Below are 13,892 nucleotides of genomic sequence, written 5' to 3'. Positions count from 1 at the left end.
AGGGTAGTGCCGGCCGCTGGCCGGCTCCCCTTTGACGCCCAGAAACCGAAGGAATGCCGGCCAGCGGCCGGCACGCCCCGCAGCCAGGCTTGGCCTGGCTCTATCCTTCGGGTTTCACCCGAGCGACCCGTTTCCGGTACTCGTACACATTGTCGCCGCGGATGCGCTTCTCCTCGGTGCCGGTGACCCGGCCCACCTGCTGGTCCGAGCCGGTGACCGGCTTGGCCTCGATGGCGGTCTCGTGCTCGAAGGAATGCGATTTGTCGGTGTTTCGGTAATAGCGGTACAGCGCCCAGTACAGCGCGGTTGCGCCCGCCGGACCTGCCGCCAACAGCCAGAGGCCACTGTCGTCGCTCATGTGGTTGCCACCAGGAAGGCAATTGCGAGGGCTTCAATGATGGTGCCGGTGGCCAGTGCCGCCAGCAGCATCTTCCATTGCTGCACGGGCACGCTGCCCATGGTTTCGCCGGTACGGCCGTTCACCGCGATGTAGTGCAGCATGCCGCCGTTCTTTCCAGGCTGGTGGTAGGAGTACAGCCACACCGGCAGGTACATCGAGACCCAGCGGGTGCCGTGCACGTCCAGCTGTTCCTGTTCCCAGCGCACGCCACGGTTGTAGCGCCTCACCGACCCTTCCACCTGCGCACGGGCGATCGACAGCAGCTGGTCTTCCAGCCGCGGCCGCAGCTTTTCCACATCCAGGTTGCGTTTTTCAGAGGTGAAGCCGGCCAGGTACGAGGCGTTCCACTTCACCGCGTTCTTGGTGTCGAACGGCAGGATGGTGTTGATGATGTTGTTGGTGTTGGCGCGGGTATCAAGATTCCCGCGCTCGGCCGAGGATTCCAGCGGCAGGTCATCGACGGTGAAATCCACCTGGCGCTCGACCTGGTAGACATCGGCATCGTACAGGGTGCGCTTGTTCTTCTCGCTGCCCACCGTGTACTCGCGCGTCTTGATCTCGCCCTTGCCGGCCACGGCCGCGCTGGCATTGCTGTCGACGATCATGTAGGGCAGGAACACGCCCACCACGTTTTCCGGGGTGAACTGGTCCTTGAACGCCTTCAGTGCGAACATGCGGCGCTTGTCGACGAACTGGCGGATGCGCGCGACCGCATCGTCCTTCCTGATATGGAACGGCAGCACCGCATCAGGTACCGCGCCGTTGGCGATCTGCTCGTTGACGCCGAACACATGGCGGCACCAGTGGCAACGCGCCGTCATCGTGCTCTCGGTATTGACCGTGACCTCGGCGCCGCAGCCGGTGCATTTGAACGTCATCAGTGCCGAGGTGTCGGCATCGATGTCACGCGCACCGGAGGCGATGACCGTGCCGCGCAGCTGGTCGATGGCCTCGCCCAGGCCGAATTCTTCCTCGACCCGCGCGCCATGCCATTGGTGACGGCAGTACAGGCAGATGAGGATGTCAGTGCCGGGCTTGGGACGGATGTCGCTGGCGCCGCACTTCGGGCAGCGGTTGAGGCCGTCCTTCAGTTCGCTGGCCGAGGTGTCGATGGCCACCGGGTCAGGCGCTTCCACTTCATCGCGGATGGCCTGCGGCAGTTTCGAGGTGTCCAGCGGGAAGCTGCCGGGCAGGGGAGGAACGTCCTGCGGCGAACCGGGCCCATCCAACGACGCCGCCGGCAGGGGCGGCGGCGTCGCGGGCGCGGATCCGGGCAGCGGCGGTGGGCCGTTTCGGGGATCGGACATGTGGGTCGTGCGTCCTGCCGTTACAGGCCCAGTGCCTTGGCTTTCAGGGCGTCATAGTCGCCTTGGGTGATCAGCCCCAGGTCCAGCATTTCCTTGGCCTTCTTCAGCTTGGCCACCGGGTCGTCCGCGGCCGGGGCGACCGGCTGCTGCATGCCGCCGACACCGAACATCCCCGAGGCCATGCCGACGCCGACCAGGCCTGCGGCACCACCGTTCTCGCCGGCCGACTGGATGCCCTGGGCGACGCTGGCCTGCAGGTTGGAATTGCCGCGCGAACCGGACAGGGCATCGGCACGCTGCACGGTCTTCAGCAGTTCGCGGGTGTTGGCGTCGTACTCGATCGAAACGATGGCGGTCTTGACGATGGCCAGGCCACGATCGCTCTGCCACTGGTAGGCCTGCTCGACCGCAGCCGACAGGCTCTGCGCGAAGCCGATCGAATCCTGCTGCAACCGGGTAATGCGGTTGCCCTTGCCCGGATCGTTGGTATACAGGCTGAAGGCCGGGGCCAGCGAACCGACCACTTCATTGAACAGCTGGCTGGCGGCGGCGTTGTCCAGATCGGTGAAGTCGAACACCTGGCCGGGCTGCAGGTAGCTGGCCGGCACGAAGTTCTTCACGAACAGGATCGGGTCGACGATCTTCAGCGTGTACGAGCCGCGCGTGACCGCGCCGACCTGCGTGTTGAGGAAGCCGTCGTCCCAGTAGATTTCCGACTGGGTACCGAAGCGGTTGTCCGGCAGCTCCTTCAGCGAAACGAAATAGGCAGCCTGCTGCGAGCCCGGCTGGCCGCCGAACTTGAAGCGTTCCCAGCTCTGCTTGATGAAGGTGCTGACCAGGCCGTCGCCAGCGAAGATCGACTGCGAGTTCAGGTCGTCCGAACGCCACTCGTAGCCACCCGGTTCGGCGACGAACGCGGTGATGGCGCCGTCCTGGAACAGCAGCAGGCCGTAGCCCTCTGGCACGATGATCTTCGAGCCGTTGCTGATGATGTTGGACGAGCCGCTGGTGTTGGAGCCACGGCCGGCGTTGGTGCCGCGCGGGACCGCCGCGAACAGGGCCGCCGTGGAAGGCAGGCCCGTCGGCACGGTGTAGAAGTCCTTCCACTGGTCGGCCAGCACGCCGCCGACCGCACCCTTCACCGCCTGTACCAGACCCATGTCCAACTCCCTGTGATTCAAGGGCAGGCACCATGCCTGCCGAACTGGACTGAATATAGCAGCGGGCAGCGACCACTGTGGTGCCGGAAGATGAATCCGGATCAGGCACCGCCGGCAGCCGGCGGGGTGCCCCGGATCGCCTGCAGTACCGCCGCCATGTCCTGGCTTCCCAGGCCCATCTGCTGTGCCCGGGCGAACAGCGCATCGCTGGCGTCGATCAGGGGTGCCTGCATCCCAGCCTCGCGCGCCGCCGCAGCCACCAGCCCGCTGTTCTTCAGCACGTCGGTGATCGAGGCCTGTACGGCGAAGTCTTCCCTGAGCATCTTGTCCAGCTTGATCCGCGATACGTCGCTGGCCATCGGCCCGGCGTTGAGCACTTCGGCAAAGCGCTCCAGGGCAATGCCGTGGACCTCGGCAAAGCGCACGGCCTCGCCCAGCGCGGTGACCAGCGTGATCAGATACAGGTTCACCGCCAGTTTCATGCGCAACGCCGCGGGTACCTGGCCGCACGCCACGCACTGCCGGCCCAGCGGCGCAAGCAGCTGCGATGCTTCTGCAACGTCAGCCGCGTCGCCGGCCAGCATGATGACCAGCTGCGCGGACTCGGCCTGAAGCCGTGAACCGGAGACCGGCGCCTCCACGTAGCGCCCGCCGGCCGCGCGGATCTGTTCGCCCAGTGCCTGGGAATACTCCGCCGAGCTGGTGCCCATGTTGATCACCAGGCGGCCTTCGACGCGGGCAGCGAACGCAGGGCTGTTTCGTGACAGGACCGCGTCGATGGCCGGGTCGTTGGCAAGCATCAGGACGATCGTTGCGCATGCATCGAACACGTCACCGGCGGCCGCTGAGACGCGGATGCCGGCGGCGCGGGCGGTGGCATGGTTGCGGTCGGAGCGGGACCAGCCCCAGAGCATGTGGCCGGCGCGCGCCAGGTGCGCTGCCATGGGCATGCCCATGACGCCAAGGCCGATGAATCCGATGGGCATGATGGGCGTCCACTGGCGGCAGGGACGCCATCATGCCACGACGCCTCGCCGCTACAGCATGTACGGAATCTTGAATGCCAAGGTGAAGTCGGGGGCATCCGGGGTCAGCCCGATGCCCAGCAGTGTGACCAGCGTGGTGTGCGCGTTGAGCGCATAGGTCACGCCCAGGTTCAGTGACGCCGCATTGGCGTCGCTGCCGATCACCTTCATCCACTTTCCACCCTGGAAACGGGTGGAGGCACGGGCGCTGATGCGGTCACTGAATGACAGGCTGAGGCTGGTGCGCTCGTTGAATGCAAAGGCGACGCCCGCACCGAAGTAGACCGAGCCGCCCAGTTTCACGTCACCCGGGTTGAGCGTATCGGGATTGCTGTCGATGTCACTGAAGCCACGCGGGAACGAATGCACATAGCCGAGGTTGGCGAACAGGATGGCCGGATCGGCGGTCTTGACCATCGACAGGCCCACATTGGCCTGCCACACACCATTGCCGGTGGGCTGTTCCTTGGGCACGGCGAAGCGGATGTAGTCATCGTCGTCGCGCTCGATCACCTTCCAGTCCAGGCCGTAGGGTGCGCGCCCGGTGGGCGCGGTCATTCCGGCGGTGAGCACGGTCTCCGGGCGCCAGCCGCGTTCGCCGAACAGCCGGTAGTTCGCGCTCAGGCCGATGTCGCCGAGGCCGTTGCCGTTGGTCTGCTCCTGCGCGATGGCGGCTGCGGCACCCCCGGCGCCACCCTTCTGGTAGACCGTTCGCCGCGCCAGGTACGGCACATCCAGGTTGAGCGTCAGGTTCGGGCTGACGCCCCAGCGGGCGGCCAGGTTGTAGGTGAGCGAATCGGATTCAACGTTTTCGATGGCGATGTTGCCGAGGAAGATCGCGTCCAGCGCCAGGAAGCCATTGAGGGTGAGCTGCTTGCGGTCGTAGCGGGCGTAGGTGAGGCTGTTCTCGACGGTGAAGCGGCGCGAGAACAGCGCCGACTGCTGTTGCTTCACATCATCCACGCTGCGCCGCGATTCCTGCCTTGCCTGCTGTGCCTCGGCGGCGCTGCTGGCATAGCCCTCGGCGCCCGGCGAAGCCTGCGCGGTCGGGTCTTGCTCGCCGGCCGCAGGCGGGGCCATCGGTCCGACCTTCCCGTTCAATCGCGCCTGCATGGCCTGCACCTGCATGTCCAGTTCGCGCAGCCGCCGCACTTCCTGTGCGTAGCTGGATTTCAGCTGCTCCAGCTGGTTGGCCAGGGCCTGCACGTCAGCGCCATCATCCGCCGGTGGTGTGGCGAAGGCGGTGCCCGCCAGCGCCGCCAGCGCCAACGGGGTGATCCTCATCAAGGTGTGCATGTTCGTGTCCTGCGTTGTGGAACGCTCCCCCAACGCCGTGCCGCTGTTACCGGCCCGGCCCCATGCCGCGGTTCAGCGCGATTGCCTGGGCCACGTTCTGGCTCAACGGCAGGTTGCCGCCCACGGTGTCCCTTACCAGCTCCAGCCGCAGCTGGTTGCTGGCGATCTGGCCGTCTGCGGCCAGGGCGATGCCCTGGCCGACGCTGCCATTGCGTATCCATTGCTGGACCAGGCCTTGGCCATCCACCTGCAGCTGCAGGCGAGCCTGGTTGCCGTCCAGCACCGCGGCGGCCGACATGCCGGCAGCCTGCGCACTGATCGAATGCAGGCCGTCACCCGGCGGGGCCGGCACCGCGCCATTGCGTACCACCAGCGTGGTCGCATTGCGGGCGACGTTGCCATCCCCGGCCACCTGCACGCTCTGCACCAGGCCGCTGGCATTGGCCAGGCCGCTGCTGTCGATGTGACGACCCTGCGTTTCCGGCAGTGGCGCGTCCGCAGCCGTCACGTGCACGCTGGGCTGGAAGCTCAGCGTCGGGCTGCCGCCGCCGCGGAAGTCCATGCCCAGGGTCAACGCACCCTGCAGCACGCTTCCGTTGCCGGCCTGCCACTGCGAGATCATCGTTACCCCGAACCACGCCACGGCATTGCCGCCCACGGTGTAGCGGCCACGCATCAGGCTCAGTTCGGGATCCGGAATCTCCTTCAGGCCGTGCCCGGGCGCAGCCTCTGCCGGCTGCAGATGCAGGGCGGGGCATGCCAGCAGCAGGACCATCAACAGGCGGTGGCGGAACATAGCGAAGCCTCCTTCAGAACAGGTCGGCGTGGCTGAAGCCGAAGTCGACCAGTTCGGCATCGGTGATAGGCCCCTGTCGCGCATAGAGCGCGCGGGCACTGGGCCGTTCGCTGGGTTGCAGCAGGACCGTGTTGCGATCGAAGTCACTGCCGATCACCACGAAAACCGCACGTGATGGCCAGGCGGCCAGGAATTCGGGCAATGCCAGGCTGCGGTTGCCCAGGATCGGATCGGCCACTTCGACCACGCCCTCGCGCACCTGCTTGAGCACCACGAAGTGGCGGAAGCCGCGCACGTCCATCAGCACAAGGCCGGGAACGCGAAGTGTGCGCAGGCGCGCTTCATCGATGCGGTAGCCACGCCCACGCATGCCCAGCGATTCCACATAGCGCTTGATGTCGAGCAGGGAAAAGCCGCGCTCGGCCACCAGCGCCGGATCGGACACCCCCATCATTCCCTCGATCACCGTCGCTTCGTCGGTCTGCAGGTGGTAGGCATGGCGCAGGATCGTCGCCAGTGCAGCGGCCCCGCAGCTGTAATCGGTATGCTGCCGCACCACGTTGCGGTAGCGCCGTTCCTGCATGCTTTCGACCTTCTGCTGCAGCAGCGCGCCGTTGGGCAGCACGCCAGCGAAGCCGACGTCGCCCGCCCGTGCAGGCGCGCCGCCCAGCAACAGCACGCAGGCCAGCAGGCACAGCGAGAGACGGTGGCCGATCATCGCGTTCTCCGGCAGCAGGGGGGAGCCCCTGTCCCAAGGGGGAGGAGGAACAGGGGCTCCCGGGGACCCGGCCGTTGGCGGACGGCCGGGGTGGTGCGCTTACTCGCCGCTGCCGCCACCGCCGCCGGTGCCGGGCTGGGCGACTGCCAGGGCCAGGCTGTTGGCCTGCAGATTGCCGGTGCCCGCCGCCACGTTCACGCCGATGTTGCCGGAGGCACCCGAGAAGGCGCTGCCGGACAAGGCCGACGTGTTGGTGGCATCCACGTTCACCCAGCGCGTGGTGCTGACCGTGCCGCTCAGGCTGGCGTACAGATCGGCCACGCCCAGTTCGACGAACTGGCTGGTGCCGCTTTCACGCGTATCGAAGCCCAGGCCGCCCACCCCCGGCCGGTTGGGGTTCATCGTGGCGTTCTGGATCTCGTTGTCCAGGTCGATGTGGCCGGTACTGTTGCCACCGGGATGCGGCAGGGCGCCGTTCCATGTATCCAGGTAGTAGTTGGCCATCTGGTAGGCGTTGCCGGTGCCGCGATAGGTGCCGGCGCCATAGCCCCAGGTCAGGCCGCTGACGCCGCCATGCAGGCCGACCTGCACGGTATCGGTATAGGACTGCACGAAGCCGGCGTTGCTGACCGTGTTGCCGGTGGACACCTGGTTGGAACTGATGCTCGACTGCGCCATTGCCGTGGTCGCGACCGAGGCCGCGAGCGCGTTCTTCTGCTCGTTGTTGTTGCCCGAAGCGATGTTGACGCCGATGTTGCCGGACGCGCCGCCGAAGGCATTGCCACTGAGGCCGGCGGCGTTGGTGACGCCGGCGTTCATGGTGGCGTTGCCGAATCCAGCCTGGTTGACGAACACCTCGGCGTCGGCCATGCCGAAGCTGAAGGATGCATCGGCAGCAGACAGCGAGGCCGCGTTGTCCTGGGCATTGTTGTCGCCGGAGACCACGTTGAAGCCCAGGTTGCCGGAGGCACCGGCACCGACGCTGTCACCGATCGATGCACGGTTGGTCACCAGGCTGTTGCTGGTGGCGTTGTTGCTGATCGACTGGCGGTTGTCGATCACCGCAATGGCCGCCGAATCGAGGTCGATGTCGCCGGTGATGTTCGGGTCGCCGGAGAAACTGATGTCGGTACCCAGCCGCAGGTCCTTCTCCAGGTTCACGTCGACGCCGTGGTTGTTCTTCTCCTTGCGCTCGTCGGCCTGGATGTTGCTGTGCTTCTGCACATTGACGTTGACGGTGCGGTTGCGCACGTCGTTGTCGGTGTGGTTGTGGGTGTCGTTGCGGGTTTCGCTGACGGTGTGGGTGTGGTTGATGTTCGCGTTGGCGTTCTGGTTGTCCCAGCCATTGGCCGCAGCGGCGGTCGAGGCAGTGGCAATCGCCATGGCGAGCATGGTCCGTTTGACGGTCGCTTTCATGGTGCCCTCTTTCTCATCGGGTGGTGCATTGGTTGGGTGGTCGTCACGGACGGTCCTGCACGACTAGGCCCAGTACATTGGCCGTGTCGTTGCCGTTGCCCGCGATCTGGTTGAGTTGCAGGACACCGTCGAATCCCCGCAGCGCGGTGCTGATGACACCGGCGCTGCGGGTGCCGGTCGCGGTGCCGTGACCGGCACCCTCCCGCTCCCCTGCGAACGCGTAACCTTCGGCAGCCAGGGCCGTATCGTCGGTTTCGCGTATGCCCTGTCGCGCCAGCGTCGCACTGACGACGTTGAGCGTCGTGTTGGCGGTGCCACTGGCCTGGTTGATGGATGCGATGCCGCTGGCACCGGCCAGTGCCGTGCCGTCGATGCTGGCAGCGGCGTGCATCGGTGCGCCCAGCACGCGGTTGCCGCCGCGTCGTTGCAGGTGGCTGATCGAGACGTCGGCACGTTCGCCGGTAGCGACGCCACGCAGGTTGGCCTGCAGGTTGAGGTCGCCGGCCGCCTGGTTCACCGCGATCGCGCCGCCTGCACCGGCCAGGGCGTGGCCGTCGATGCGGGTCACGTCGAGGTAGGCGAGCATGCCGCTGTACTCGTCGGCCTGCGCCATCAACGGCGTGGCGGACAGGATCAGCAGCAGCCAGCGCACCCGCTTCACTTGCCACCTGCCGGGGCCGGGCCCTGCAACGGGAACTGGGCGAGGGCGCCGCGCACAGTATCGGCGACACCGCGGGTGCTGCTGCCGACCGCGCCGAGCGGGCCACCCAGGGCGCCCCCGAGGCTGCCGCCGACGTTGCCGTCGCCACTGCGGCCGAGCGTGCCGCCCAGGGCCTGCTGGGTGATCCGTTCGACGGTGGTGCCACCGGGTGCGGCGACGGACGCTGCCTGGCCTGCACCGATGCCGGCATACTCCTGTTCGCTCAGTTCATCCATCCCGCTCGCCGCACCAGCGGTGCCCAGGGCCATGGCGATTTCGCGCTGCGGCTTGGGATCGGCGATCAGCGCCATGCCCGGCGGTGCCATGCGATAGGCTGGCCGCGCCGCTACGTCCCGCAACAGCACGATCTCGCCGGCCTGCGCCTTCACGCCCTGGCGGGCACCGGACGCGGAGGCGCCCGCGCCGATCGACAGCAGGGCCAGTGCCAGTGCTGTGGCGGGGCCGCGAAACAGGGTGGTGCCGTTCATGCCGACCTCCCGCGATGGATGCGGCGGAACAACGCATCAACCGTGCCAACCTCGAAGTGACCGCCTGCCAATGCCCAGGCCGTGCTGCGCTGCACGCTGCTGCTGCCGCCGTGTTACAGGCACGTCGCGGGATTGTTGGGATTTCGGAGCCCCAGCCACCGCAGGGCTTGGGCGGCGGACGACTGTCGCAGGGGTGTTACAGGTCGCGCCGCATTTTGAAACGGCGCCGCTTCAGCCCGGAATTTCTTGACGCACTGCTCATTGCGTCGCCGTTTAGGGAGGCGCTAGGATCCGCCCAACAAGGGCCGCCGCGGTGGCCGTAGAGGTCCCGGCGGGGGGCGGCACGCCGGTGATTGCCTGACAGTCCGCCGACGGTGTCCGGATGCTGGGGGAAGCATGGCAGCGGTCCCGGAGGCTTCTACGTCACGATGCGTGCTCTGGTTCGGCGAGCCGCTGGCGGACGAGCGCAGTGCGCTGGCGGCCGCAGGCTGGTACGTGCGCCGCATCCATCCCGACCCGGCGATGGCGATCGGGCTGCGCGGGCGTGATCGGCTGCTCGCCGTGCTGGATCTTCGCCATCTGGATGCGCCTGCACTGCAGTTGCTGGCGCCATGGATCGAACAGCACGCGCATCTGCCCTGGCTTGCGGTGCTGCCGCCCGGCGCGGGGCCGACGCCTGCGCCGTGGCTGCCCTTGCTGCAGCGTTGCATCTCGCGGTTCACCCTGCCAATCGGCCTGCAGGAGCTGGTGGCTGCGATGCGCCAGCAGTTCGACGCCGATGATCCATCCGCCGACGAAGTGTGCAACGGGCAAGGGCCGCGCACACTGATCGGCGAGAGTCCTGCGCTGCACGCGGTGCGCACCGTGCTGCACAAGTTCGCGCCGGTGGAACTGCCGGTGCTGGTCACCGGCGAAACCGGCACCGGCAAGGAACTGGCCGCACACGCGCTGCATGCGCTGTCGGGGCGTGCCGGCAGGCCGTTCATCGCGGTCAACTGCGGTGCCATTCCGGCCAGCCTGGTGCAATCGGAGCTGTTCGGCCACGAGCGCGGCTCGTTCACCGGTGCCGACAAGCGCCAGATCGGCGTATTCGAAGCCGCATCCGGCGGCACGGTGTTCCTTGACGAGGTGGGCGACCTGCCAGCCGAAGCGCAGACCAGCCTGCTGCGCGTGCTGCAGGAAGGCACCTTCGAGCGCGTCGGCAGCAGCCAGCCGCTGCGCGCGGACGTGCGCGTGCTTGCTGCCACCCACGTCGAACTGGAACACGCGGTGGCGCAAGGGCGGTTCCGCAGCGACCTCTACTACCGTCTGAACGTGCTGCGCCTGCTGATGCCGCCGCTGCGCGAGCGCGGCGCCGATGTGCAGCTGCTGGCTGAACATTTCCTGCGCTGCTTCCGGCTGCGCCACAGCGTGCGTGCACGTGGCTTTGCACCCGCTGCGCTGCAGGCGATGCGGCGTTTCGAATGGCCCGGCAACGTGCGCGAACTGCTGAACCGGGTGCAGCGCGCGGCGATCATGGCCGAAGGCGAGCTGATCAGCGAGCGTGACCTCGAACTGGGTGGACCGGTGCATGCGCCGGGGGCGATGCTGCACGATGCCCGCGGCCAGGCCGAACGCGATGTGCTGCTGCAGACCCTGCGCCAGACCGGCTACAACGTCTCCGAATGCGCGCGGCAGATGCAGATCTCGCGGGTGACCGTGTATCGCCTGTGCCGCAAGCATCGGCTGGAGCTGCCGGCGCAGCGCTGATCAGCCGGCCGGCACGTGCTTGAACAGGCGCAGTGGCCTGCCTGGAAGACGCTCGATCACCCCCTTGGCCTCCAGGTCCAGCTGCACGGCCTTCAGCCACCAGCCCGCCTTGGCCCCTTGCGGAAACAGCGAAGCGGGCAGGTGCGGCAGCAGCGCCTGCTTCGCCTGCGCCACCGTCATCCCGGGAGGTTGCCTGGGCAAGGCGCGCAGCAGGGCCGCGCGCATGGCCGTGTACTTGGCGCGATCCACGCGCTGGATGTGCCCGGGCGTGGAGATGCTCTCGATCTCGATCCGCTCGGGCTCAGACATGGCTGTCTCCCGCGATGTCGATGCGTGGGCTGCGGAAGCCCATGGCGATCCACGCCTTCAACAGCCGGGCATAGAACCGCAGCGAGTGGGTCTTCAGGTTGGGCACATCGTCGGGAAGGACAGACGCGTCGGGAGATCGTTGACCATCGTCCGCATCTCCACGGCGGGGCGTAGCGCGTCCGGCCACAACAGGCCATACAGGCTCAGCCAATGGCCACCGCTGAACTCCAGGAAGAGGGGCGTATTGCAGCAGCCCGCCACGACGCGGCGGCTGCCGGCCGTGCTGGACAACCGCCACGCGTGCAGCCGGGAATGCCCGGCGTCGATGCGGACGCGATCCTTGCGCTGCATTACGAAATGCGTCTGGCCCTGAGGCCCCAGCACCTGCGGTGCGCCGGGCACCGCCTGCATCCGGGCGCCGGCCCTGCGGCAGCTGTCGCAGCAGCACTCGACGGTGGCGATGGGACGGCCGGTGGTGGTCAGGCGGACCTGGCCGCACGTGCACGCAAGGAACTGTTGGGAGGGCATCTGCATCTTCTCCTGGGGTACTCAACCTCTCGACGAACGGGCGCGTGGGAAATCGACACCACCTGCCTTCAGGGTCGCGACATCCGGTAGCGGATGCGGTACAGGTCCAGTCCCTCGCCGCCGGCGCGTCGCGCCGAGTAGGTCAGCGTGTCGCGGCGCGAGCCATCCAGCATCGCGCCGTAGCTGTCGCCGCCGGGCTCGTTCAACGGCGAGGGCAAAGCGTGGCCCGCGTCGTACCGGCCGCCATGGTCGTAGGCAATGAACTGGCGCACCGGTGCACTGCCGAAGTCCAGCGCGCGGGCAAACACCACTGTTCGGCCGTCGCCCAGGAAGGTGGCATCGAACTCCTGCGCTGCGGTATTGAGGTCTCCCGCCAGCGGCCGTGCCGGCTGCGCGACGCCGCCGATCATCGCCGCGCTGTAGAGGTCATGGCCGCCGGCACCGCCCGCACGATCGCTGGAGAACAACAGCGTACGACCGTCTGGCGAGAGCATCGGCGCGAACTCATCGGCCGCGCTGTTCACTGCGGGGCCAAGATTGACTGGCTCCCCGAATCGACCGTCGCTGCCCATGCTGACCCGATACAGATCGTCGCCGCCCTGGCCGCCTGCTCGATCCGAACAGAAATACACCACGTGGCCATCGGCGGAAAAGGCGGGATCGAAGTCACGGCCCGGCGTGTTGAACGAGACCGGCGTCGCCGGCTGCCAGCGCTGCCCATCGTGGTGGGAGACCCAGATGTCATACCCGCCCGGACCGCCGGGCCGGTTGCGGCTGAACCACAGTGCGGTTTTTCCGTCCGGGCTCAAGGTCAGTCGAATCTCGTCGTACTGCGTGGATGCAACGCCCGGGGCAAAGCGTTCGGCGGGGCCGACGATCTGCAGCGGCCTTGATTGAGACGCAGCAGGCGACGCAGCAACCAGCAGCATCACGGCCAGCAGCGCCTTCATGCGCGTCGCTCGAAGTCGCTGACCCAGTTGGTTTCCCAACTGCGTCCACCATCAGCCGAGGCCGCCTGTTCCCAGCGCGCCGAACGCGGGGTGATGCGTGACCAGAGCACCCGCGTCTGGATCGCGCGACCGTTGTGCAGGTCTTCGCCGAAGAAGCGCCCGACACCGGCCTCGAAGCCACCACGCAGTGGCGCGCCGATCCGGGTCGGCTCCCGGCCATCCAGCCACCAGCTCAGCCAGTGCTGCCCGGTTGCGTCCCAGGCGCGGATGCCCATGCCGCGCAGGGGCGCCCCAGGCACGTCCATCAGGTTGTCACCCACGTTGCCGAATCCCCCCAGCACCGGCCAGTTGTGCAGGGTGCCGTCGAACGTCTCCCAGGCGTCGCTGCCTGCCAGCCGAGCACGCAGGCGGCGATGGCGCACGTTCCAGTGGCCCGCAAGGAAATCAAAATCGGTCGGCGCATCCGGCAGCGCCGGAAGTGCCGACGGCACCGCAGCGGTGCGGTGGAACCAGTTGCGCCAGTTCACTTCCCAGTGCGCGCCCCCGTCAGCGGAGAAGGCCTGTTCCCACCACGGCACTTCGCCATGGATGTCATGCCAGCGGAACCAGACGTCGATGGGGCGCCCCTTGAAGTGGTCGCGTCCGCGGAAGCTGCCGCCATCGCCGTCGAAGGCGCCCCGCACGGGCGCTTCGATATGGGCAGGGTTGCGGCCATCGATCCACCAGATCGACCACGTGGACGACACTGGATCAAACGCACGCACGCCCAGGCCCCTGTAGGGACCGGAGGGCAGCGCCATGACGTTGTCATCGATGGTGCCGAGCCCGCCCAGGGTGAGCCAGACCGCGCTGGCGCCGGTGAATGCCTCCCAGCGGGTATCGCCCACGAGGCGCTCCTTGAGGCGTTGGTGCCGGACCTGCCAGTTGCCCTGCAACCATTTCCAGTCAGCGGTGGGGCTGGCCAGGGCCCACCCGGAGGGCAGCGCGCTGGACGCTGTCGCTGCGGCCACGGTGGCCAGGAACTGCCGTCGATCCATCTGCGTGATCCGT

General features: G+C 67.5%; 15 protein-coding genes. 1 reads left to right on the top strand and 14 read right to left on the bottom strand.

What is annotated here, in order from left to right; translation table 11 throughout:
- Positions 1–100: 100 nt before the first annotated feature.
- The 10 genes from AC5P9I_RS05515 to AC5P9I_RS05470 form a co-directional block, all read right to left on the bottom strand.
- The gene (locus AC5P9I_RS05515; protein WP_049467178.1) at positions 101–358 is read right to left on the bottom strand and encodes a hypothetical protein; all 258 of its coding nucleotides are present in this window, start codon (positions 356–358) and stop codon (positions 101–103) included.
- The gene (locus AC5P9I_RS05510; protein ID WP_130767995.1) at positions 355–1,707 is read right to left on the bottom strand and encodes a TFIIB-type zinc ribbon-containing protein; all 1,353 of its coding nucleotides are present in this window, start codon (positions 1,705–1,707) and stop codon (positions 355–357) included. The genes AC5P9I_RS05515 and AC5P9I_RS05510 overlap by 4 nt, the downstream gene beginning before the upstream one ends.
- Positions 1,708–1,727: 20 nt before the next feature.
- Positions 1,728–2,867 (bottom strand): SPFH domain-containing protein, encoded by a 1,140-nt coding sequence (locus AC5P9I_RS05505; protein WP_049467182.1) that lies wholly within the window; start codon positions 2,865–2,867, stop codon positions 1,728–1,730.
- 101 nt (positions 2,868–2,968) lie between these two features.
- Complete coding sequence (locus AC5P9I_RS05500; RefSeq protein ID WP_130767996.1) at positions 2,969–3,853, bottom strand: NAD(P)-dependent oxidoreductase; 885 nt, start codon at positions 3,851–3,853, stop codon at positions 2,969–2,971.
- 51 nt (positions 3,854–3,904) lie between these two features.
- Positions 3,905–5,188, bottom strand: coding sequence for a transporter (locus AC5P9I_RS05495; RefSeq protein WP_187756617.1), 1,284 nt, complete (start codon positions 5,186–5,188; stop codon positions 3,905–3,907).
- A 46-nt stretch (positions 5,189–5,234) separates the two neighbouring features.
- A complete protein-coding gene (locus AC5P9I_RS05490; RefSeq protein ID WP_130767998.1) occupies positions 5,235–5,984 on the bottom strand; it encodes a hypothetical protein in 750 nt (249 codons plus the stop codon).
- 13 nt (positions 5,985–5,997) lie between these two features.
- Complete coding sequence (locus AC5P9I_RS05485) at positions 5,998–6,702, bottom strand: C39 family peptidase (RefSeq protein WP_074725193.1); 705 nt, start codon at positions 6,700–6,702, stop codon at positions 5,998–6,000.
- Between the two features lie 99 nt (positions 6,703–6,801).
- Positions 6,802–8,118, bottom strand: coding sequence for a FapB/FapC family functional amyloid domain-containing protein (locus tag AC5P9I_RS05480; RefSeq protein ID WP_057494847.1), 1,317 nt, complete (start codon positions 8,116–8,118; stop codon positions 6,802–6,804).
- Between the two features lie 43 nt (positions 8,119–8,161).
- Entirely contained in the window at positions 8,162–8,731 is a 570-nt protein-coding gene (locus tag AC5P9I_RS05475) for a FapB/FapC family functional amyloid domain-containing protein (protein WP_223017320.1), read from the bottom strand.
- Between the two features lie 44 nt (positions 8,732–8,775).
- A complete protein-coding gene (locus AC5P9I_RS05470) occupies positions 8,776–9,306 on the bottom strand; it encodes a FapA family amyloid fibril periplasmic chaperone (RefSeq protein WP_130768001.1) in 531 nt (176 codons plus the stop codon).
- Positions 9,307–9,702: 396 nt separating this feature from the next.
- Here AC5P9I_RS05470 and AC5P9I_RS05465 point away from each other — a divergent pair, with 396 nt between their 5' ends.
- Positions 9,703–11,055 carry a sigma-54 interaction domain-containing protein gene (locus tag AC5P9I_RS05465; protein WP_130768002.1) on the top strand — a complete coding sequence of 451 codons (1,353 nt, stop codon included), beginning with the start codon at positions 9,703–9,705 and terminating at the stop codon, positions 11,053–11,055.
- On the opposite strand, the gene AC5P9I_RS05460 is transcribed toward AC5P9I_RS05465, so the two are convergent.
- From AC5P9I_RS05460 to AC5P9I_RS05445, 4 genes are all read right to left on the bottom strand, one after another.
- A complete protein-coding gene (locus AC5P9I_RS05460; RefSeq protein ID WP_130768003.1) occupies positions 11,056–11,364 on the bottom strand; it encodes a DUF6958 family protein in 309 nt (102 codons plus the stop codon).
- A 93-nt stretch (positions 11,365–11,457) separates the two neighbouring features.
- A complete protein-coding gene (locus tag AC5P9I_RS05455; RefSeq protein WP_231353092.1) occupies positions 11,458–11,898 on the bottom strand; it encodes a GFA family protein in 441 nt (146 codons plus the stop codon).
- 62 nt (positions 11,899–11,960) lie between these two features.
- Positions 11,961–12,842 carry a TolB family protein gene (locus AC5P9I_RS05450; RefSeq protein ID WP_130768004.1) on the bottom strand — a complete coding sequence of 294 codons (882 nt, stop codon included), beginning with the start codon at positions 12,840–12,842 and terminating at the stop codon, positions 11,961–11,963.
- Positions 12,839–13,879 (bottom strand): hypothetical protein, encoded by a 1,041-nt coding sequence (locus tag AC5P9I_RS05445; protein ID WP_049467204.1) that lies wholly within the window; start codon positions 13,877–13,879, stop codon positions 12,839–12,841. The genes AC5P9I_RS05450 and AC5P9I_RS05445 overlap by 4 nt, the downstream gene beginning before the upstream one ends.
- Positions 13,880–13,892 lie beyond the last annotated feature (13 nt).

It is taken from the genome of Stenotrophomonas sp. YJH_SMC_29 (genome assembly GCF_059371235.1).
Note: the sequence above shows the minus strand (reverse complement) of the source record. Positions and strands in the feature narration are given on the sequence as shown.

Coding starts and splice junctions, on each gene's coding strand:
- AC5P9I_RS05515 (WP_049467178.1), bottom strand. CDS start 358: ATGAGCGACGACAGTGGCCTCTGGCTGTTGGCGGCAGGTCCGGCGGGC.
- AC5P9I_RS05510 (WP_130767995.1), bottom strand. CDS start 1,707: ATGTCCGATCCCCGAAACGGCCCACCGCCGCTGCCCGGATCCGCGCCC.
- AC5P9I_RS05505 (WP_049467182.1), bottom strand. CDS start 2,867: ATGGGTCTGGTACAGGCGGTGAAGGGTGCGGTCGGCGGCGTGCTGGCC.
- AC5P9I_RS05500 (WP_130767996.1), bottom strand. CDS start 3,853: ATGCCCATCGGATTCATCGGCCTTGGCGTCATGGGCATGCCCATGGCA.
- AC5P9I_RS05495 (WP_187756617.1), bottom strand. CDS start 5,188: ATGCACACCTTGATGAGGATCACCCCGTTGGCGCTGGCGGCGCTGGCG.
- AC5P9I_RS05490 (WP_130767998.1), bottom strand. CDS start 5,984: ATGTTCCGCCACCGCCTGTTGATGGTCCTGCTGCTGGCATGCCCCGCC.
- AC5P9I_RS05485 (WP_074725193.1), bottom strand. CDS start 6,702: ATGATCGGCCACCGTCTCTCGCTGTGCCTGCTGGCCTGCGTGCTGTTG.
- AC5P9I_RS05480 (WP_057494847.1), bottom strand. CDS start 8,118: ATGAAAGCGACCGTCAAACGGACCATGCTCGCCATGGCGATTGCCACT.
- AC5P9I_RS05475 (WP_223017320.1), bottom strand. CDS start 8,731: ATGGCGCAGGCCGACGAGTACAGCGGCATGCTCGCCTACCTCGACGTG.
- AC5P9I_RS05470 (WP_130768001.1), bottom strand. CDS start 9,306: ATGAACGGCACCACCCTGTTTCGCGGCCCCGCCACAGCACTGGCACTG.
- AC5P9I_RS05465 (WP_130768002.1), top strand. CDS start 9,703: ATGGCAGCGGTCCCGGAGGCTTCTACGTCACGATGCGTGCTCTGGTTC.
- AC5P9I_RS05460 (WP_130768003.1), bottom strand. CDS start 11,364: ATGTCTGAGCCCGAGCGGATCGAGATCGAGAGCATCTCCACGCCCGGG.
- AC5P9I_RS05455 (WP_231353092.1), bottom strand. CDS start 11,898: ATGCAGATGCCCTCCCAACAGTTCCTTGCGTGCACGTGCGGCCAGGTC.
- AC5P9I_RS05450 (WP_130768004.1), bottom strand. CDS start 12,842: ATGAAGGCGCTGCTGGCCGTGATGCTGCTGGTTGCTGCGTCGCCTGCT.
- AC5P9I_RS05445 (WP_049467204.1), bottom strand. CDS start 13,879: ATGGATCGACGGCAGTTCCTGGCCACCGTGGCCGCAGCGACAGCGTCC.